This window comes from Nocardiopsis terrae, assembly GCF_014651695.1.
Taxonomy (GTDB): domain Bacteria; phylum Actinomycetota; class Actinomycetes; order Streptosporangiales; family Streptosporangiaceae; genus Nocardiopsis; species Nocardiopsis terrae.
This window is the reverse complement of sequence record NZ_BMXJ01000004.1, coordinates 332,733-351,508: the sequence shown is the minus strand read 5'-3', so window position 1 is coordinate 351,508 and position 18,776 is coordinate 332,733. Positions and strand designations below refer to the sequence as shown.

The window sequence follows — 18,776 nt, the reverse complement described above, 5'->3', positions numbered from 1 at the left end:
GACCCGGACCCCACGGACCCGGTCGACCCGGACCCCACGGACCCGGTCGACCCGGACCCCACGGACCCGGTCGACCCGGACCCCACGGACCCGGTCGACCCCGACCCGACGGACCCGGTTGACCCGGACCCGACGGACCCGACGGACCCGGACGGTGGCACCGACCCGGGTGACGACGGTAAGTCCCCCGAGGGCAGCGCTCCCGGGACCACCGCTCCCGGCGGCAACGCCCCCGGGGCCCAGGCTCCCGTTCGAAGCGGTGCGGCGGGCAACAGCAGCCCCAACCTCGCCGAGACCGGCGTCGACATGTCGGGCTTCGTGCTCGGCGGCGCCGTCGTGACCGGTATCGGTGCTCTGGCCCTGTGGGTCGGCAACCGCCGTCCGGGCATGGCCGAGTAACACCGCGTTCGTTCCCGCGCCCCCGCGGGACCGGCGTGTGACAGGGCCCCGCCTGCCGGAATCCTCCCGGGTTCCGGCGGGCGGGGCCTTTCCCTGCCACGGGCCCCTGCCTCGGCCTCCCCCGGCACGGGCTCCCGCCCCGGAGCCCTCCTGCCGCCGCGCCGCCGGTCAGGTACGGGGGCGCAGGGCCGAGGCGAGCAGGAAGGCGGCCACCCCCGCCGCGGAGATCGCCCACAGGGCGGTACCGAGGGTCGCGGAGTCGGCGAGGAAACCCACCAGGGGAGGGAAGGCCAGGAACCCGGCCCGGCCGAGCCAGCCCACCACGGTCACCCCGTCCCCGGTGCGCACCCCGGGCACGTTTCCCGCCGCGGCCAGGGTCAGGGGGAACAGTGCGGACACGCCCAGCCCCATCACCCCGAAGCCGACCACCGTGGTCACCGGGTGCGGGAACAGGAGCGCGAACGCCAGGCCGCCCGCGGCCAGGAGTCCGCAGGCGTGGCCCACCACCGAGGCGCCGAAGCGGTCGGTCACCCGGTCGCCCGCGAGACGGCCGACCGTCATCATCGCCTGGCAGGCCACGAAAGGCATGGCGGCCAGGAAGAGGGGTGCGCCCAGTTCACCGGTCATGTACACCGCGCCCCACGAGGCGGCGGAGTCCTCGATGCCGCCGGCCATCATCAGGAGGGCGCCCAGCATCAGCAGCAGGAGGACCCCCTTCCCGGGGATGCGTGCGCGGCTGCCGTCGTGCCCGTTGACGCCGTCCTCGCGTTCGCTGTTCTCCGGGCCGGGCAGCAGCATCCGGCTCACCGTGAGATTCACCGCCACCAACAGGACCGCGACCCCGCCCAGGTGCCACAGGATCGGCACCCCGGCGCCGGCCATGGCCGCACCGAGCAGCCCTCCGGCGACCGCGGCCAGGCTCCACACCGCGTGGAAGGTGTTGATGATGCTGCGCCGGTAGCGGCGCTGGACGCGTAGGCCGTGGGAGTTCTGTGCGGAGTCGGTCCAGGCGTCGGCGCTGCCGAGGACGAACAGCGCGGCGGCGAGCATCCACCAGTTCTGGGCGAGCGCGATGAAGGGAAGCGCTCCCACCGAGATCAGACTCGTCCCCACCGCGGTCCGTCCGCTGCCGAACCAGTGGATCAGCGGCCCCGCGAGCATTCCGGTGAGGATCGCCCCGAAGGGCATCGCCGCGATCGCCAGCCCCAGTTCGGTGTTGCTCAGACCCAGGCCGTTCTTGACCACCGGCAGCCACGGAACCGCGTTCGTGTAGGTGAACCCGTTGACGAAGAACAGAGTGGACACCGCGGCCCGCGCGCGTCTCGCCTCCGGCGGCGGTGCGGTGGGCGTCTCGGTCTGCGCGTTCACGTGCTGCTCCCAGGGTCGTTTCGGTGCCTGCGGATGGTATCGGTCCCATCAACGGACGACCAGGGATTTGCCCGGGAGTACCGCCCCCGGGGTCTCATCTGTTCGTGTGTGAGGTCACATGAGCGCACACGAACGTACACGAGTGAACACATTGAACCGCTCCGCTGGTGGGGGACTCCGGCGTCGGGCGGCACCGCCCCGTACCCACCGGAGGGACGGGTGCGGGCCTCGGACCGTCCAGGCCGGACCGGAGGCCTTCGGGCGTGAGGGATCCCGCCGCCCGGTCTCGGAGCGCGCACACGATGCGTGTGCCCGGGCCGGGGAACGAGGAACGCGGGGGACCAGCGCGTCCGACACCGTTCGGGACGCGCGCAGTACCGGGAGAGCACCACAGGGCACTCCCGCACGCTGTTAAGGAACGGTTGCCATCGGACACGGAGTCGTTTTACATGGGTGTCCGGCCCTTCCCGTCGTCAAGCCTCCGGTCCCCGCCCGATCTCCGACCCGGCCCCTGCACCGGCTACGCCCCGCGGCCCGCTCTCCGCGTGCGGCCCCCTGACCGCCGACTCCCTCGCCCCGGGACGCGCCGTGCCCCGACGGTCCCGGCCGGAACCGGAAGACCACCATGATCAGAACGAGTGCGCTGCGAGAAACGCCCACCCTCGTCGGGAAGAGCGTCTGCCTGGTCCCGTTGGGCCCGGAGCACACGGACGCCTACTTCGCGGCGGGCCTGGACGAGGAGGTCCGCAGACTCAAGGGCGCCCACGGCCACCTCACCTACGAGCAGGCCCGTCAGTGGTGCGAGAGCCGCGCGGGCCGGTCCGACCGGTTGGACCTCGCCATCCTCGCGCCCGGGGACGGCCGCTATCTCGGTGAGCTCTCCGTCTACGCGGTCTCACCCGAGAACGAGACCGCCGGGTACCGCATAGCGCTGTCGGCGATCGAGTTCACCGGCCGGGGGCTGGGGAAGGAGGCCACCCAGCTGGTCCTGGAGTACGCCTTCGACCGCATCGGCCTGCACCGGGTCTGGCTGTACGTGTACGCCTTCAACATGCGCGCCATCGCCGTGTACCGTTCCTGCGGTTTCCACGTGGAGGGCAGGCTGCGCGACTCCCTGCTCTGGGAGGGGCGCCGACACGACGCCCTGTTGATGGCCGTACTGCGCGGCGGGTACGAAAGGAGTTGAGCCGGGCCGGTTTTTGCCCTGCGGCGGGGTTGTAATCCGTGTGCGGCGGGGTATGCCGGTACCACTTTTCCAGCGGCTCACTCCACACAGCCGGAAGGAGCGGCGCCGGGCTCCGCGGCTTCGGCGCCGGTGAGGACATGAACCCGGTACCCGTTTCACTGCCCTTCGCAGACCGGTCCGACGCGGGCCGACGCCTCGCAGAGCGGGTGCGTCCCCACGCCGTCAACGATCCTCTGGTGCTCGCGCTGCCTCGTGGCGGGGTTCCGGTCGGCGCGGAACTGGCCCAACGACTGGCCGCCGACTTCGACGTTCTCATGGTCCGCAAGATCGGCCTGCCCGGACACCCGGAGACCGGGGTGGGAGCGATCTCCGAGGACGGCCACGTCCTGTACGACGACCTCGCCCTGGCCCGGCTGCACGTGCCCCGCCAGGCCCTGTCCGACACCGTTGCCTCCGAGCACAGCGAGCTCGACCGTCGGCGCCGTGCCTACCGGGGGGATCGGCCCGCTCCCAGGATCGCCGGGCGCGACTGCGTGGTCGTCGACGACGGGGTCGCCACCGGGGGTACCGCCCGTGCGGCCCTGAGGATGGTGCGCCAGGCGGGCCCGGCGCGTCTGGTCCTGGCGGTCCCGGTCGCCGCACCGGAGACGCTCGAGGCGTTGCGTGCCGAGGCCGACGCCCTGGTCGTGCTCAGTGTTCCGGACAACTTCCGGGCGGTGGGGGAGTGGTACCGCGACTTCGACCAGCTCTCCGACGGAAACGTCGTCGAGATCCTCTCCGAACAGGCCCGCCACCACCGGGGGGCCGACGCCGCCAGGGCGGTGCGGATCCGTGCGGGACAGGTCTACCTCGACGGGGACCTCACCATGCCGACGGCGCTGCGCGGTGTGGTGGTGATGTCCTTCGGCCAGGGGCAGGGCGACCCGCATTGGCGGTCGACCGCCTCGGTCCTGCAACGCGCCGGGTACGCCACCCTGGTGTTGGACCTGCTCACCGGACAGGAGCGCGCCTCGGGCGGTGAGGAGCCGGACACCGGCGTGCTGGGGGAACGGTTGAGCGCCGCGGTGACCTGGCTGCGGCGTGCCACCGACGCGGCCAGCGAACCCCTGGGGGTGCTGGGTTCGGGGGCGGCGGCCCCCGCCGCCCTGGTGACGGCGGCGGAGCGGCCCCAGGACGTGGCGGCGGTGGTGGTCCACGGCGGGCGCATCGACCTGGCGGAGTCGAGCCTGTCCTCGGTGCAGGCCCCGTCCCTGGTCCTGTTGCAGAGCGCGGACTCGTTCGTTCGCGAGCTGGGTGAGTGGACGCGGGGCCGGTTGGGCGGCCCCTCGGAGCTCAAGGTGGTCTCCGGAGCCGAACAACTGCTCGGGGACTCCGAGGAATGGCGGCAGACGGCGGTGGAGACGCTGGACTGGTTCGACCGGCACCTGTCGTACCGGCCGGAGTGAGGTCCGTGACCGGGGTCCGTGCGGCGACGGGCATGAGAAAACCCGCGGCGCCCTCGACGTACTACGTCGGGGCGCCGCGGGTTATCGGGGCCGGGGCCACCGGGAGGAGATCCGCTCGGCGGGATGACGCTAGGCTGCGTTGGCGCGCCGCATACGGCGACGGCGCTCGGAGGCGCGCTCGTCCTCGTTCAGCCCGCCCCAGGTGCCGTACTTCTCCGGACGCGAAATCGCATAGTCCAGGCAGTCGGTTCGAACAGGGCAGGCCGCACAGATCTCCTTGGCCTTGCGCTCGCGAATCTCCCGCTCCGGCTGGCGTTCGCCATCGGGGCCGAAGAAGAGCACAAGGTCCTCGCCCCGGCACGCGGCGGCATCCTGCCACCCCCAGCTCGGGCGGGGGCGCAGCGCGGCCTGCCGACGTACCTGAGACATGCTTGAACCACCTCTACTGAAATCACTAGTAAGCTGTCTGAAAAAGCTTCAGTCACCAAAAGTTGGTCATGCGGCGTGAGTCACCCCGCACGACGCAAACGTCGAGCGGTGTTGGCGTTGTTCCCCGGTGTGGCTGAGACCACGAGAAGCGCCATCACAGAGGCGATGCCTGCGGATGATGGGGGTGCTCTCACGCGAACGGCCGCGGAGGCGGTGACAGCCTCCGTCCGAGCCGGTACGTAATCATGCCATCCCCACTCCCGATCCTGCACGGGGGGTGGGGAAATTACTCATCCAACCGTTACCGAAACCTGATGCTTGGCGTCCGGTCTCTGGTTGTCTGTCAGATTTTGTCGCAAATCGCTAGAACTACCGTCTTGCGAAGGACACAGCACATCGTATGGTGCGATGTCCCTCCTGCCTAGGGGGTCATCCTGATGCGCCCATCACATTGCGGTCCCGCCATCCTTCCGAGATTCGGAGGGACCGTATGTCCTCACTCAGGGCGACGGTGATCCGAGGGCGATCCCCCTTCCCCCACGGCGTTCGGAGCCCCGGTCCGACCCCTCCGCGACACGCCCGCGATCGTCCGGACACACCCGTGACGTCCCCTAGGGGAAGGACCAGGGGGACGGAGCGGAACAGGCCGTGGTGTGCGAGCGTCCCAAACGATAGAAAACAGGTGCGCCCCTTTCCCGATCCCTTCGGAGAAGCACGCGCCCCCGCACGGGACCGAACCTAGGAGACGAACACCGTGGCCCTCTTGCGGCTCATCCTGAACATCATCTGGCTCTTCGTCGCCGGATTCTGGCTGGCGATCGGCTACGCCGTCGCCGGCGTCATCTGCTGCGTCCTCATCGTGACGATCCCCTTCGGCATCGCCTCCTTCCGGATGGCCAGCTACGCGATCTGGCCCTTCGGGCGCGACCTGGTGCGCAGATCCGGTTCGGGCGGCGGTACCACCGTCATGAACGTCATCTGGCTGATCGTCGCCGGCTGGTGGCTGACCATCGGGCACATCGCCACCGCGCTCGGCCTGGCGGTCACCATCATCGGTATCCCGATGGCGTGGGCCTCACTGAAGATGATCCCGGTGGCCCTGGCCCCCTTCGGCAACGAGATCGTCCACAGCGGCCGCTCCCGGGAACCCTGGCAGTTCTGACAGAGTTGTCCTCTCATCGGGCCCGGCGCGACCGGGCCCCGCGGCGCATCCCCCAGACCGGTGTCTTCAGGTGGCGGCCTCCGCCGGACCGGCCACCGCGCAACAACCAGAGAATGGAGTCCATGTGCAAGCCCAGCGGCCGGGAGTATGGGCGCTCCTGAACAAGTGGCTCGTCGCCCGCAGGGCCCGCGCCGAGCGCCTCGCCCAACGTGAGGCGCAGGAGGCCGAGTCGGAGTCCGTTCCGGAGACCGAGAACGAGGTCGTCGAGCAGGACGACGTGGGCGCGGGCGACCTGCTCCGGGTGGTCAGTGACGTCGCCTGGCGGACGCTCCTGATCGGTGTGGTCGCGGGTCTGCTGGTCTACGCGGTCATCTACCTCTCCGTGATCACCCTTCCGGTGATCCTCGCGGTCTTCCTCACCGCGCTGCTCATGCCGCTCGCCAACTGGTTGAGGAGCAAGGGCCTGGGGCGCGGATCGTCCACGGCGGTCACCGTGCTCTTCGCGCTCGTCGTGCTCAGCGGTGCCGTCACGATGATCGTCTCCCCGGCCGTGCAGGGGTTCGAGGGCCTGGTGGCCAGCGTCTCGAGCGCGATCACCGAGCTCCAGCAACTGCAGGTCCCCTTCGTCGACCCGGCGCTGATCACGGAGCTCATCGACAACGCCTGGCTGCAGGTCCAGGGGATCATCACCGACAACACCGACCAGCTGCTCACCGGCGCCTGGACCGCCGGGGCCGCGGTCGTCCAGATCCTCATCAGCCTGGTCCTGATCATCGCCCTGACCGTGTACTTCGTGCACTCCGGTGACAAGCTCATGGACTGGGTCGCCACCCTGCTGCCCCCCAAGTCCCGCCCGGGTCTGCGCCACGCGGCCAACGTCTCCTACGGGGTGATGGGCCGCTACGTCCGCGGTGTCGCGATGGTCGGCCTGATCGACGCCGTCGGCATCGGCATCGTCCTGGTCGCCTTCGTGGACATCAACCTCGCGATCCCGCTGATCGTGCTCACCTTCATCGGCGCCTTCCTGCCGATCATCGGTGCCTTCCTCACCGGCCTGCTCGCGGCCCTGGTCGCCTTCGTGACCGAGGGATGGGTCATCGCCCTGGTGATCGTCATCGCCGTGGTCCTGGTGCAGCAGTTGGAGAGCAACGTCTTCGCACCGCGCATCTACGGTCAGGCGCTGGAACTGCCCTCCCCGGTGGTCCTGATCGCCATCACCGTCGGCGGCATCCTCGGCAGCGTCCCCGGCCTCTTCCTGGCCACCCCGGTGGCCGCGGTGCTGGCCGCACTGCTGCGCAACCGCCCCCCGTCGCACCAGAGCGCCGACCCCGACAACTCCTCCGAGGCGGAGAAGGCCCCGCCGGAGGGGTCGGAACGGGAACCGGCCGCCGTCGTGGTCGTCGCCCCCGTGGAGGACGGGGACCCGCCCGGCAGGGAGTGACCTCGCACCGGATCCGTGTCCCCGGGGAATGCGCGGCGCCCCCGACCCCGTTGTGCGGGTCGGGGGCGCGCCCGTTCGCACGGAGCCCCGGAAGAACCCTCGCCCCGCCCTGCTCGCTTGCCGTTAGGCTGGTCTGGTTGGTCTGAGGACACGTCCGCCGCGGCCCCTTGCCGCTACCAGACGCCCGGCGAACCCCACGGGGCTCGGAGCGCCGCGCGGACCCCGGCCGCCCCGAACCGCCACACCACCTTGAGGATGCCCCACCCATGTTGATCGCCACCGACCTCGAACTGCGCGTCGGCCCTCGGCTCCTGTTGGAGCCGACGACCTTCCGAGTCGCTGCTGGGGACCGGATCGGACTGGTCGGCCGCAACGGCGCGGGCAAGACCACGATGACCAAGGTGCTGGCGGGTGAGGGGATGCCCACCGACGGCACCGTCACCAGCTCGGGAACCATCGGCTACCTGCCGCAGGATCCGCGGACCGGCGACCTCGACGTGATCGCCAGGGACCGGGTGCTGTCCGCCCGCGGGATCGACGAGGCCCTCAACGGTCTGCGCGAGGCCGAGAAGAAGATGGCCAGCGACCACGAGAAGACCAGGAACAAGGGTGTGCGCGCCTACAGCCGCTGGGAGGAGCGCCTCCACGTGCTGGGCGGATACGCCGCCGAGTCCGAGGCCGCCGCCATCGCCTCCAGCCTGGGCCTGCCCGACAACGTGCTGTCCCAGCCCCTGCACACGCTCTCCGGCGGCCAGCGCCGCCGGATCGAGCTGGCCCGGATCCTGTTCAGCGGTGCGGACACCCTGCTGCTGGACGAGCCCACCAACCACCTCGACGCGGACTCCATCGTCTGGCTGCGCGACTTCCTCAAGTCCCACCAGGGCGGCCTGATCGTGATCAGCCACGACGTGGAACTGGTCGAGCACGTGGTCAACAAGGTCTTCTACCTGGACGCGAACCGCAGCGTCATCGACATCTACAACATGGGCTGGAAGCAGTACCTGGCCCAGCGCGAGGCCGATGAGCGCCGCCGCCGCCGTGAGTTGGCCAACGCCGAGAAGCAGGCGGACACCCTGCGCAAGCAGGCGGACAAGTTCCGGGCCAAGGCCTCCAAGGCGCGCGCCGCCCAGCAGATGCTCAACCGCGCCGACAAACTCCTCGACGGGGTACAGGGCGTACGCAAGTCCGACAAGGTCGCCAAGCTGCGCTTCCCGGACCCGGCACCGAGCGGGCGCACCCCGCTGATGGCCGAGGGGCTGTCCAAGTCCTACGGCTCGCTGGAGATCTTCACCGGCGTGGACCTGGCCATCGACCGGGGCAGCCGGGTGGTCATCCTGGGACTGAACGGCGCGGGCAAGACGACGCTGCTGCGCCTGCTGGGCGGGGTGGAGGAGCCGGACCGGGGGAGCGTCATCCCCGGCCACGGGCTCAAGCTCGGCTACTACGCGCAGGAGCACGAGACCCTGGACGTGAACCGGAGCGTGCTGGAGAACATGATGAGCGCGGCGCCGGACCTGCCCGAGGTCGAGGCGCGCAAGACGCTCGGATCGTTCCTGTTCACCGGTGACGACGTGGCCAAGCCCGCGGGTGTGCTCTCCGGCGGCGAGAAGACCCGTCTGGCCCTGGCCACCCTGGTGGTCTCCAGCGCCAACGTGCTGCTGCTCGACGAGCCCACGAACAACCTGGACCCGGCCAGCCGGGAGGAGATCCTGGGGGCCCTGCGCAACTACAAGGGCGCGATCGTCCTGGTGACACACGACGAGGGCGCGGTGGAGGCGCTGCAGCCCGAGCGCGTCATCATGCTGCCCGACGGTGTCGAGGACGTGTGGAACGCCGAGTTCGAGGACCTCATCTCCCTGGCCTGAGCGCCGGGTGCGATCGCGGTGGACGCCCAGGGCTCCGGGAGGTTCACCCCCCTTCTTTTCGGACACGGTTACCGGTGTTCCGAAACCGGGTCGGCCCGGCGCCGCGCCGGGCGGATGTGGCGCTGTGTGAGCGCGATGTCCGATCATGGCTGTGGCTGCCGGGCCGGTGGAATCCAACCGTCGTCGAAGGGGAGAGCTGTGCGTGACACGTTGAGGAAGGGCACCCGTGTGTCGGGGGAGGACCGTTCGGAGCTGGCCGCCGAGCTCAAACGCCGCTACGACGGGGGCGAGAGCATCCGCAGCCTGGCGGCCGCGACCGGTCGCTCCTACGGGTTCGTGCACCGCCTGCTGGGCGAGGCCGGGGTGGAACTGCGCGGACGCGGCGGGGCGACGCGCAAGGCGTGACCTCCGGGCGGGTCCGCGCCCCCGGGCGGGGCGTCCGTACCGCCCCGGGGCGGGGAAGCGTTGCTCGTGGCCTGTGTCTTTTGTGGTCCCTGTTACTCGCGGTCGGGGTTACCGGCGAGTAAGGTCGGCTTGCAGCCAACCGACGTGACGGAGGAACCCATGGCACAGGCCCCGACGGAGTCCGGGAAACAGGAACTGCCCACCGGGGAGGAACTGACCCGGGCCGGGCTCAGGCTCGCGGTGGACGGGGCGGTCGCCCGCATCACCATCAGCCGTCCCGAGCGCCGCAACGCGATGACCGGGCGCACCTGGACGACCCTGGCCCACATCGGCCAGGCGCTCCCGGGCGATGTCCGAATCGTCGTCATCGCCGGCGAGGGCGACATCTTCTCCGCCGGTATCGACCTCAACATGTTCACCCCCGAGGGCGTGGACGGGGAGCGCTCCATCGTCGCCGGGCTCGCCGACGGCGCCGCCGACGAGGTCGACCTGGACGCCTACATCGCCGAGCTCCAGCAGGGCTTCCTCTGGCTTCGCCGCCCCGACCTGGTCACCATCGCCGCGGTGCGCGGCCACGCCATCGGTGCGGGGTTCCAGCTCGCGCTCGCCTGCGATCTGCGCATCCTCGCCGACGACGCCAAGTTCTGCATGAAGGAGCCCGCCCTGGGCCTGGTGCCGGACCTCACCGGCACCAAGCCCCTGGTGGACATCGTCGGCGTCCACCGCGCCACCGAGATCTGCCTGACCGCCCGCAAGGTCGGCGCCGAGGAGTCCCGCGACCTCGGCCTGGCCACCCTGGTCGTCGGGGCCGACGAACTCGACGGCGCCGTGGACGACGCCGTCGCCGCCCTGCTGGCGACCAACCCCGAGGCCGCCGTCGCGACCAAGGGCCTCCTCCAGCAAGCCGCGGACAACACGCTCGAAGAGCAGTGCGCCGCCGAGCGCAGGGCCCAGATCTCTCGCCTGACCGCCCTGGCCAAGAGCATGGCCCCGGGCTCCTGACCACCACGGCGCCCGGCCGCCGGGCGCTTCGGGGACGGAGTGGGGAGATCCGTATCACCGGTGGAAAACACCCATCCCGTCCCCGGCCCGGGGCGACTTCTAGTACGCTGCTGCAGGCGGTCGTTGAATGCCGCGCGCATCCGAGCGCGCCGGGCCGCCAAGACGCGGAGAGCGTGCTGACCACGTCGGCATCACTCTTGACCCGAAGAGCACACGAACCCCACACAGATCGGGGTCGCTTCCGCGTGTGATCAGGCGCGTTTGTGTGATTTCTTCGCTGGGTCCGCCGTGACCGTGTGGAGCCTTCCTCGAAACGCTGCCAAACGACGAGGAAGGTACACGTCACTTGACGACGGACACTGCCGTAATGCCCGCTTTCGACAGCCTTGGTCTTCCCAGGGACATCGTCGGAGAGCTGGCCAAGAACGGTGTGACCACCCCGTTCCCGATCCAGGCCGCGACCATCCCCGACGCCATCGAGGGCCGTGACGTCCTCGGCTGCGGTCGTACCGGCTCTGGCAAGACCCTGGCCTTCGGCCTGCCGGTCCTGATGCGCTGCTCCGAGCGCCGCGCCGCCGCCAACCGCCCCCGGGCACTGATCCTGGTGCCCACCCGCGAGCTCGCGCACCAGGCGCGCGACGCCCTCCGCGGGTACGCCCGTGTCCTGGGCGTCAAGGTCGGCGACGTCGTGGGCGGCAGCTCCTACACCCGGCAGATCAACGAACTGCGCCGCGGCGTCGACGTCCTCGTCGCCACCCCGGGCCGCCTCACCGACCTCATCGACCAGGGCGTCTGCGACCTGGGCGACGTCGAGCTCTCGGTGCTGGACGAGGCCGACCAGATGTGCGACATGGGCTTCATGCCGCAGGTCAGCGAGCTCCTCGACCAGGTCCGCCCCGACGGCCAGACCCTGCTGTTCTCGGCCACGCTCGACGGTGACGTCGACAGGCTGGTCCGCAGGTACATGAAGGACCCGCAGACCCACTCCGTGGACCCGCCCGTCTCGCAGGTCACCACGATGGAGCACCACCTGCTCAAGGTGCTGCCCCGCGACAAGAACAAGATCGTCACCCAGATCGCCGCGCGCGACGGACGCACGATCCTGTTCGTACGCAGCAAGTTCCGGGCCGACACCATCAGCGAACAGCTGGTCGAGGCCGGTGTGCCCTGCGCCTCCCTGCACGGCGGCAAGACCCAGAGCGTGCGCACCCGCACCCTGGCCAAGTTCCGTGAGGGCAAGATCCAGGCCCTGGTCGCCACCGACGTCGCCGCCCGCGGCATCCACGTCGACGGCATCGACATGGTCGTCAACATCGACCTGCCCACCGGTCACAAGGACTACCTGCACCGGGGCGGCCGCACCGCCCGCGCCGGTTCCTCGGGCTCCGTGATCTCCCTGGTCGCGCCCAACCAGCGCCGCCTGGCCCGCCGCCTGCTCAGCGACGCCGGCGTCGAGGCAAAGCAGCACCTGGTCAACCCCGGAGACGAGCTGCTCTCCCAGGTCACCGGTGCCAAGGAGCCCAGCTGGGAGCCGTGGATCGAGCCGCCCGAGCCCGTTCGCGAGCGCCGCGGCCGCGGCGGTCCCCGTCGCGGTGGCTACCGCGGCGGCGGTGGTGGCTACCGCGGTGGCGGTGGCGGTTACCGGGGTGGCGGCGGCTACCGGGGCGACCGTCCCCGTGGCGAGGGCGGCGGTTACCGCGGCGGCGACCGCCGCAACGACCGCGGCGAGGGTGGCGGCGGCTACCGGGGTGAGCGCGGCGAGGGTGGCGGCGGCTACCGCGGCGGCGAGCGCCGTGGCGAGGGCGGCGGCTACCGCGGCGGGGAGCGTCGCGGCGGCGGTGGCGGTTACCGGGGCGGGGACTCCCGCGGCGGTTACCGTGGCGGCCCCCGCCGCAACGACCGCTACGACTCCGCTCCGCAGCGCTAGCCGACGGCGGCGCCGCGGCACAGCAGCACAGTGTCACCCCGGGGACCCGGCGCCACGAGGCGGCCGGGTCCCCGGTTCCGGGGCGGGTCCGACCACAGGTCGGGCCCGCCCCGTCATCGTTTACGGTCCTTTACCGCCCCTTCGCGTGTCCCCGGCGACCGAAACCGTCCCCAACGGGAACAGTTGCCGAAAACCCCGATGTCGCACTCGGGACCACACGCCGCCTGAAGGGGAATGCGTGACCGTCCTCAACAACGCACTGGTCGCCCTCAACGACTTCTTCTGGAGCGTCTTCGTCATCCCGCTCCTGATCGTGCTCGCCCTCTACTTCACCGTGCGCTCGGGGTTCGTCCAGCTGCGTCTCCTGCCCGAGATGGTGCGGGTGCTGCGCAGCAGCCCGGGCGTGGCCCCCGACGGCAAGAGGGAGATCTCCTCCTTCCAGGCCTTCGCGATCTCGGCGGCCTCCCGTGTGGGCACCGGCAATATCGTGGGCGTGGCCACGGCGATCATGCTCGGCGGCCCCGGGGCGGTGTTCTGGATGTGGGCGATGGCCACGGTCGTGGCCGCCGCCTCGTTCGTGGAGTCCACCCTCGCCCAGCTGTACAAGGTGCGCACCAGCACCGGGTTCCGCGGCGGCCCGGCCTACTACATGCTCTACGGGCTGGGGCAGCGGTGGATGGGTGCGCTCTTCGCCGTGGTCATCACGATCACCTTCAGCCTGGTCTTCAACTCGGTCCAGGCCAACAGCATCACCGGCGCCGTCTCGACCTCGGTCGACACCATGGGCGCCCCCACCGGCTGGCTGCTGAACACCGTGGTCGGAGTGGTGCTGGTCGGGGTTACCGCCGCGGTCGTCTTCGGCGGGATCCGGCGCATCGCGAACGTGGCCCAGGCACTGGTCCCCCTCATGGCGATCCTCTACATCCTGCTGGGCGTCGCGGTGCTGGTGCTGAACATCGGCGCGGTCCCGGGGGTGATCGCCGACATCTTCGCCTCCGCCTTCGGGCTGCGTGAGATCGCGGCCGGCGGTGTGGGCACCGCGATCGTGCAGGGCCTGCGGCGCGGCATGTTCTCCAACGAGGCGGGGCTCGGCTCCGCGCCCAACGCGGGCGCGACCGCATCGGTCTCCCACCCGGCCAAGCAGGGCCTGGTACAGACCCTGGGCGTCTACTTCGACACCTGGCTGGTCTGCTCGGTGACCGCGTTCGTCGTGCTGCTGTACGGGCCCGACTTCGACACCGAGGCCGGAGCCGAGGTCACCCAGCGCGCGCTCCAGGCCAACCTGGGCGACTGGTCCGTCCACGCGCTCACGGTCATCCTCCTCCTGCTGGCCTGGACCTCCGTGCTGGGCAACTACTACTACGGGGAGTCCAACCTCCAGTTCCTGGACGCCAACCCCCGGCACATGCTCTACTTCCGCTCCGCGGTCCTGGCCGCGGTCTTCCTCGGCTGCATGGCACCGCTGACCCTGGTCTGGAACACCGCGGACCTCTCCATGGGCGTCATGGCCATCGTGAACCTGATCGCCCTGGCCCCGCTCTCGGCGACCGCCTTCCGGCTCCTGGCCGACTACAGCCGCCAGTTGCGCAACGGCCTGGATCCGCAGTTCACCCTGGCCAAGATGCCGGACCTGCGGAACGTGACCTGCTGGGGCGAGCCCGGCGGCCCGCTGCCCGAGGAGGTCGACCGCTCCGAGGGCATCGCGTCCGGTGACCCCGGCCTCCGGGCGGGCGGCCGGGACGCGGGGGAGGCCGGCGACGGCCCGGACACCGACGACGGCCAGGGCCCGGAGCGAAACGACTGATCACCGCGGCCCGGCCGGGCCTTCGTCGTCCGCGGGCTCCGGGGAAAGAACGAACGAAAACGATTGTCGGTTACTATTCGTGGAGTCCCCAACCGACCCCACGGAGTACCCCTGTGTCCGAACGGACGACACCGGAGCGCGGATCCGCACCCGACCCCGCCACCTCGCTCGGCGACACGATCGCCGGCGGCTGGGACGACCGCGGGGACGAACTCCCCCCCGCCGACTGGGGGCGGAGTTCGAGTTCACGCAGAACCGGAACGGTCTGGCTCTTCGCCCTCTTCATCACGGCCATGGCGGTGGCCCACGCCTGGCTCACCGACGACCTGACCGGGCAGGCCTTCCTGGCCTGGGCGACCATCTTCACCGCCATCAGTTTCCAGGCGCTGCCCTTCCTGGTCTTCGGGGTGGCCCTGTCCGCGGCGCTCGTCGCCTTCGTGCCGACCTCGGCCTACCAGAGGTTCATCCCGAGCAGGCCGGGTCGCGCGGTTCCCGTCGCCGGGGTCTCCGGCGCGCTCCTGCCCGGATGCGAGTGCGCCTCGGTCCCCATCGCGGGAAGCCTGATCAAACGGGGGGTCGCACCCGCGGCGGCGCTCACCTTCCTGCTCGCGGCGCCGTCCATCAATCCGATCGTCATGATCGCCACCGCCGTGGCCTTCGCCGGACAGCCGGAGATGATCCTGGCCCGGTTCGCGGCCTCGCTGCTGGCCTCCGTGGTCATCGGCTGGGTCTGGGTGCGCTTCGGCCGCGCCGACTGGCTGCGCCTGCCCTCGCGCACCCACGCCCCGAACGCCTCCAAGTGGGAGGTCTTCCGCGAGTCGATGGTGCACGACATGATGCACGCGGGCGGATACCTGGTGGTGGGTGCGCTCGCCGCCGCCACCCTCAACGTCATGGTGCCCCGGGAGTGGCTGATGGCCGTGGCCGAGGCCCCGGTCATCTCGGTACTGGTGCTCGCCCTCCTGGCCATCCTGCTCTCGATCTGCTCGGAGGCCGACGCCTTCGTCGCGGTCAGCCTCACCGACTTCTCGCCCACCGCCAAGCTCGCGTTCATGGTCATCGGCCCGATCGTCGACCTCAAGCTCATCGCGATGCAGGCCGGGGTGTTCGGCTGGCGGTTCGTCGCCCGCTTCGTCCCGATCTGCCTGGTGGTCGGCCTGCTCAGCACCTTCCTGATCGGAGGTATCCTGCTGTGAACCGCATCGCTCAGGGGCTCACACTCGTGCTGCTCGGTGCCGCCGCACTGACCAGCACCGTCCCCACCGACCTGTACCTGAACTGGGTCAAGCCGGGCTTCGGCCCGTTCCTGATCGCCGCCGGCGTGGTCATGGTGCTGCTCGGCGTCCTGGTCATCGTGGCCGAACTGCGCGGCGGCGACCAGGCCCTGGACCAGGAGGACGTGGTTCCGTCCGGTGCCGCCGCGGCGGGGGACGACGGTCCGGCCCGCTCCGAACTCGACCACGCCGCGGCCGAGTACGCCGGGCACACCGGCGACGGGCACGGGCACGACCACGAGCGCGCCCCGGGGGTGGCCTGGCTGCTCCTGCTCCCCGTGCTCGCGGTGTTCGTCGTCGCGCCGCCCGCGCTGGGTTCCTACACGGTGGAGAGCACCGGGGGGTCCTCCGGGCCGCCGCCCAGGGACGAGAACGGTTCCTCCCGTTTCACCGACAACCTGAGCGAGGCCGCTCCGGGTGAGGTCGTCGAGCTCGACGTCCAGCAGTTCGTGATGCGGGCCTGGGTCGACGAGGAGCGGGAGCTGGCCGACCGCGAGGTCGAGCTGACCGGCTTCGCCGTTCCCACCGAGGACGGGGAGGGCTGGTACCTGGCCCGGCTCCAGATGGCCTGCTGCGCCGCGGACGCGGTCGTCAACAAGGTCCTCATCACCGACCATCCGGCACCGGAGGCCGATACCTGGTGGAAGGTGCGCGGCACCTGGGTGGAGCCGGAGGGTGAACTGTACGACGCCTCCGAACACGAGATCGACACCTCCTCGGTCGAGGCGGTGACCGACCCCCCGGACCCCTACGAGTAGGGCGCCCGGAGCGGCTGGAGCGAACCGGCCGGAGCGGGACCCCGGGCCCGCTCGTGCTGGTCAGCCGCCACACCGTTGCCAATTCGACGGTTTGGGACCGCACCGGGTGACAATGGGGGCGTGTCAGAACGGGACGAGCGAGCACGGAGCAGGCGCGGACTCTGGCGTAGGGCGCGCCCCCGTTCGATCCGCGCCCGGGTCACCGCCGGGGCGGTCGCCGTGCTGGTCCTGGTCGTCGGCATCCTGCTGGCCCTCTCCTTCGTGGTCATCCGCGGGCTGGCACTCGACCAGGTACGGGAGCGGGCGGCCGACTCGGCGCGCGAGGTCGCCGAGCACATCACGACGGACCGCTACCCCGGGGCGGTCCCGTCCTCCGGGACCTCGGTCCGGCGCATCCAGATCGTCGACCAGGAGACCCACGAGGTCCTGGCCTCCAGTGATTCCCTGCAGGGCCTGCCCGCGCTGACCGAGGAGGTTCCCGCCCCCCGGGACTCGCGGCTCGACACCACCGTCTGCGGGGTGGTCGAGGGGGAGGACCCCCAGGAGTGCTTCCTCGTGGCGGGCTACGCCGTCCCCGACTCCGCCTACGGGGACGTGACCGTCCTCGGAGCCGCGCACACCCCCCAGCTCCTGACCACCAACACCCTGCAGACCGTGTTGCTCGGCCTGTCGGTGCTCCTGGTCGCCGGTACCGCGCTCGTCATCTGGTACGGGGTCGGCAGGGCCCTGAGACCGGTGTCCAGGATCAGTGAGGAGATGGACCGGATCTCCGCCAGCGACCTGCACCGGAGGCTCCCCGTGCCCAGGAGTGAGGACGAGATCGCCCACCTGGCCCTGACGGCCAACTCCAGCCTGGCCCGGCTGGAGGAGTCGGTCACCCGGCAGCGCCGGTTCGTCTCCGACGCCTCCCACGAACTCCGCAACCCCATCGCGGGGATGCGCACCAAGCTGGAGGTCGAGCTCTCCGACCCCGAACCGGACCAGCGCGCCAGGGAGCGGCTGCTGACCGGGCTGCTGTCCGACACCGAACGGTTGGAGAACATCGTCTCCGACCTGTTGGAGCTGGCCCGGCTGGACACCGGTGTGGCGGTGCCGCAGGAACTGGTCGACCTCTCCGAGCTGGTGGAGCGGGAGTTCTCCGGACGGCACGGAAGAATCGCGGTGGAGGTCCACACCTCCGGTCCGGTGTACGCGCTCGTCAACCGGCTCCGGATCGTCCGGGTCGTGACCAACCTGGTGGCCAATGCCGAGCGGCACGCGAACAGCCGGATCGACATCATCGTCCACGGCCGGGACCCCGCGGTGGTGGAGGTGCACGACGACGGCTCGGGGATTCCGGCCAAGGACCGGGAGCGCGTGTTCGAGCGCTTCGCCCGGCTGGCGGAGTCCAGGGAACGCGACCCCGGCGGGAGCGGTCTGGGCCTGGCCATCTCCCGGGAGATCGTGCAGGGCTACGGCGGCACCCTGGTGGCCGGCCACAGCGACCTGCTCGGCGGGGCCGTGTTCGTCCTGAGCCTTCCCGGGCGGGATGACCAGCACTGACGCTGGCCGGGCACCCCTATCCTGGGAGGAATGGTGCACAAGAAGGCGGGTCGGGTGCGGCGGGCGGCACTGCTCGCGGGGTGGGTCCTGTTGTTGGTCTGGGCCGTGCTGCACGGGCCCGACCCGGAGACCGTGCGGTCCTGGACCGCCGACGCCGGGGTGGCCGGATTCCTCGTGTACCTGGCGGCCTACACCCTGGCGGTCCAGGCGTTGGTGCCCCGGCCCGCACTGAACCTCGCCGGGGGAGCGCTCTTCGGCCTGGCGCTGGGGGCGGGGCTGGCCCTGGCCGGGGGTGTACTGGCCGCCCTGGTCCAGTTCATGGTGGCACGGCACGTGGCGCACGACGCGATCGCCCGCAGACTGCCGGAGAGGGTCCGGGGCAGGTTGGCGGGGCTGTCCGGAGGCCGCGCGCTGTTGGCGGTGGTGCAGCTGAGGCTGATCCCCGTGGTGCCCTACCAGATGGTCAACTACGGTTTCGGGCTGACCGGGATGCGTGCGGCGCCCTTCGTGCTGGGTACGGCACTGGGGTCGCTTCCCGCCACGGTGGCCCTGGTCCTGGTGGGTGCGGGCGGAGCCGACGTCGCGTTCCAGGTCGCTCTGGGCACGGGGGCCGCGGCCGCGGTCATCGGTCTGCTCTGGTTGCTGTACTCGCGTCGCGCGGCCGGGCGGGGAGCGCGGGGGACCGAGTTGATGGAGCCGGTCGCTCGGAGCGGGCCCGCGGACGAGGGCGACCAGGGTGAGCGGCGGGCGCGCGCCTGAGCGGTCCGCG

General features: G+C 71.0%; 15 protein-coding genes and 1 pseudogene. 14 read left to right on the top strand and 2 right to left on the bottom strand.

Annotated elements, in window-relative coordinates:
• A pseudogene (locus IE195_RS26205) lies at positions 1–399 on the top strand (hypothetical protein); the annotation flags it as partial.
• Between the two features lie 168 nt (positions 400–567).
• Here IE195_RS26205 and IE195_RS13000 read toward each other — a convergent pair.
• Positions 568–1,767, bottom strand: coding sequence for an MFS transporter (locus IE195_RS13000; RefSeq protein ID WP_191271080.1), 1,200 nt, complete (start codon positions 1,765–1,767; stop codon positions 568–570).
• 625 nt (positions 1,768–2,392) lie between these two features.
• On the opposite strand from IE195_RS13000, the gene IE195_RS12995 reads away from it, so the two are divergent.
• Together IE195_RS12995 and IE195_RS12990 are read left to right on the top strand one after the other, a co-directional pair.
• Positions 2,393–2,953: a GNAT family N-acetyltransferase gene (locus tag IE195_RS12995; protein ID WP_191271079.1), complete on the top strand. Its 561-nt coding sequence runs from the start codon at positions 2,393–2,395 to the stop codon at positions 2,951–2,953.
• Between the two features lie 137 nt (positions 2,954–3,090).
• Positions 3,091–4,398 (top strand): phosphoribosyltransferase family protein, encoded by a 1,308-nt coding sequence (locus IE195_RS12990; protein WP_191271078.1) that lies wholly within the window; start codon positions 3,091–3,093, stop codon positions 4,396–4,398.
• Positions 4,399–4,527: 129 nt separating this feature from the next.
• Here the strand turns inward: IE195_RS12990 and IE195_RS12985 are convergent, their stop codons facing one another.
• Positions 4,528–4,827, bottom strand: a complete 300-nt coding sequence (locus IE195_RS12985) for a WhiB family transcriptional regulator (RefSeq protein ID WP_017588640.1) — start codon at positions 4,825–4,827, stop codon at positions 4,528–4,530.
• A 754-nt stretch (positions 4,828–5,581) separates the two neighbouring features.
• Here IE195_RS12985 and IE195_RS12980 point away from each other — a divergent pair.
• From IE195_RS12980 to IE195_RS12930, 11 genes are all read left to right on the top strand, one after another.
• Positions 5,582–5,989, top strand: coding sequence for a YccF domain-containing protein (locus IE195_RS12980; protein ID WP_191271076.1), 408 nt, complete (start codon positions 5,582–5,584; stop codon positions 5,987–5,989).
• A gap of 124 nt (positions 5,990–6,113) precedes the next feature.
• Positions 6,114–7,430: an AI-2E family transporter gene (locus IE195_RS12975; protein ID WP_191271075.1), complete on the top strand. Its 1,317-nt coding sequence runs from the start codon at positions 6,114–6,116 to the stop codon at positions 7,428–7,430.
• 266 nt (positions 7,431–7,696) lie between these two features.
• The gene (locus IE195_RS12970) at positions 7,697–9,295 is read left to right on the top strand and encodes an ABC-F family ATP-binding cassette domain-containing protein (RefSeq protein WP_191271073.1); all 1,599 of its coding nucleotides are present in this window, start codon (positions 7,697–7,699) and stop codon (positions 9,293–9,295) included.
• 198 nt (positions 9,296–9,493) lie between these two features.
• Positions 9,494–9,700, top strand: a complete 207-nt coding sequence (locus IE195_RS12965) for a helix-turn-helix domain-containing protein (RefSeq protein ID WP_191271071.1) — start codon at positions 9,494–9,496, stop codon at positions 9,698–9,700.
• A 159-nt stretch (positions 9,701–9,859) separates the two neighbouring features.
• Entirely contained in the window at positions 9,860–10,702 is an 843-nt protein-coding gene (locus tag IE195_RS12960; RefSeq protein WP_191271069.1) for an enoyl-CoA hydratase/isomerase family protein, read from the top strand.
• 367 nt (positions 10,703–11,069) lie between these two features.
• Positions 11,070–12,629, top strand: coding sequence for a DEAD/DEAH box helicase (locus tag IE195_RS12955; RefSeq protein ID WP_191271067.1), 1,560 nt, complete (start codon positions 11,070–11,072; stop codon positions 12,627–12,629).
• Between the two features lie 238 nt (positions 12,630–12,867).
• Positions 12,868–14,433 (top strand): alanine/glycine:cation symporter family protein, encoded by a 1,566-nt coding sequence (locus IE195_RS12950; RefSeq protein ID WP_191271065.1) that lies wholly within the window; start codon positions 12,868–12,870, stop codon positions 14,431–14,433.
• A gap of 113 nt (positions 14,434–14,546) precedes the next feature.
• Positions 14,547–15,629 (top strand): permease, encoded by a 1,083-nt coding sequence (locus IE195_RS12945; protein ID WP_191271063.1) that lies wholly within the window; start codon positions 14,547–14,549, stop codon positions 15,627–15,629.
• The gene (locus tag IE195_RS12940; protein WP_191271061.1) at positions 15,626–16,465 is read left to right on the top strand and encodes a TIGR03943 family putative permease subunit; all 840 of its coding nucleotides are present in this window, start codon (positions 15,626–15,628) and stop codon (positions 16,463–16,465) included. The genes IE195_RS12945 and IE195_RS12940 overlap by 4 nt, the downstream gene beginning before the upstream one ends.
• Before the next feature lie 120 nt (positions 16,466–16,585).
• Positions 16,586–18,007: a sensor histidine kinase gene (locus tag IE195_RS12935; RefSeq protein WP_191271059.1), complete on the top strand. Its 1,422-nt coding sequence runs from the start codon at positions 16,586–16,588 to the stop codon at positions 18,005–18,007.
• A 30-nt stretch (positions 18,008–18,037) separates the two neighbouring features.
• Positions 18,038–18,766 (top strand): TVP38/TMEM64 family protein, encoded by a 729-nt coding sequence (locus IE195_RS12930; RefSeq protein WP_191271057.1) that lies wholly within the window; start codon positions 18,038–18,040, stop codon positions 18,764–18,766.
• The last annotated feature ends 10 nt before the right edge of the window (positions 18,767–18,776 follow it).